Origin of the sequence: Thiolapillus sp., from assembly GCF_048562965.1 — a bacterium.
Classification (GTDB): domain Bacteria; phylum Pseudomonadota; class Gammaproteobacteria; order Chromatiales; family Chromatiaceae; genus Thiolapillus; species Thiolapillus brandeum_A.
In genome coordinates, this window is record NZ_JBHNMF010000887.1 from 1 (window position 1) to 1,180 (window position 1,180).

Here is a 1,180-nt window from a genome sequence, read left to right on the forward strand (position 1 = left end):
TAGCCTGACCATACAACAAAAGCCAAAAGCAAACCAAGCGTGTCTTCGGCCTCGTGATAGATTTTGGGACATCCCAGTCCCCAAAATCGACTCGGCCTTTGACAACCTATTTGTGCCCCAGACGTCCTGGTCACCAAGCACTACACAACAACTTCGCAAGCTCGTTGCTGCTCCGTACTTGTCTCCCAATGACTGGACGCCGCGTTCGGAGGCCTACTTTGTTTTCCCTCTGGCGCAAGGCACGCCGGGAAAACAGTGCGGCCTCGCGGCTACTGGGGTCTACCAGCCTTCGCTTCGCTCTCCATGGCTGGCAGCGGATGAACGCTACTGCGATCTTCCCGCTGTACTTCTCGACAAGCACTTTTTTCCTGCCACTATCCATGAACACCGTCTCTAGATTTTTTTGTGCAGCGCCTTGCCGGTCCGTTGTAACACCGTTTGCAACTCACGACCGGTAGTGAAGCGATAGACCATCTCGAGTATGAGACTGCCACCAAAAGTGATCCATATAGCCCAGAACGACGCCATATTTGTACGCCACAAGTAGTGCAGCAATGCAATGAAGACAGCTACGACGACTGTCGGGTACCATGTGATTATATTCCAAAAAGGTAACTACTCACCCCTAAGATGAGTACAAGCCTGCCTTGATGGATCTACAATCGCTTTTTCATGTCTGTAGAGGCTTGACATCATAGCACGCCGAGTCTATGCCATTGACCCAACACATCGAATGGATCAACAGCCATGGGCAGTTATTTTGGATCGAAGGCGACCTCCGGACTGTGCCAGCCCATCATCGCCCTGATGCCGCCACACGACACCTATATTGAGACCCACCTGGGCGGCGGGGCGATCATGAAGCGTAAGCCCCCAGCACTGCACAATATTGGCATTGACCTCAACCCGCGGGCACTGGCCGCTTTTGAATGTGACTATCCGGTAAAGAAGGTCAACGACTGTGCTCACCGGTTCCTGGCGGAGTATGACTACGGGGATCGCGAGCTGATCTACAGCGATCCGCCCTATCTCCATCACACCCGTACATCGGGGCGCAGATCAAGCGTGTCTTCGGCCTCGTGATAGATTTTGGGACATCCCAGTCCCCAAAATCGACTCGGCCTTTGACAACCTATTGGTGCCCCAGACGTCCTGGTCACCAAGCACTACGCAACAACTT

General features: G+C 53.4%; 3 protein-coding genes. 2 read left to right on the forward strand and 1 reads right to left on the reverse strand.

What is annotated here, in order from left to right; translation table 11 throughout:
• The coding region (locus ACOCD2_RS20895) for a hypothetical protein (protein WP_293675238.1) at nucleotides 1-397 on the forward strand (397 nt) is incomplete at its 5' end.
• Here the strand turns inward: ACOCD2_RS20895 and ACOCD2_RS20900 are convergent.
• Nucleotides 394-528 carry a hypothetical protein gene (locus ACOCD2_RS20900; RefSeq protein WP_293653832.1) on the reverse strand — a complete coding sequence of 45 codons (135 nt, stop codon included), beginning with the start codon at nucleotides 526-528 and terminating at the stop codon, nucleotides 394-396. The two genes, ACOCD2_RS20895 and ACOCD2_RS20900, sit on opposite strands and share 4 nt — an antisense overlap.
• A 219-nt stretch (nucleotides 529-747) precedes the next feature.
• Here ACOCD2_RS20900 and ACOCD2_RS20905 point away from each other — a divergent pair, with 219 nt between their 5' ends.
• Nucleotides 748-1,083 carry a hypothetical protein gene (locus ACOCD2_RS20905; RefSeq protein WP_293647014.1) on the forward strand — a complete coding sequence of 112 codons (336 nt, stop codon included), beginning with the start codon at nucleotides 748-750 and terminating at the stop codon, nucleotides 1,081-1,083.
• Nucleotides 1,084-1,180 lie beyond the last annotated feature (97 nt).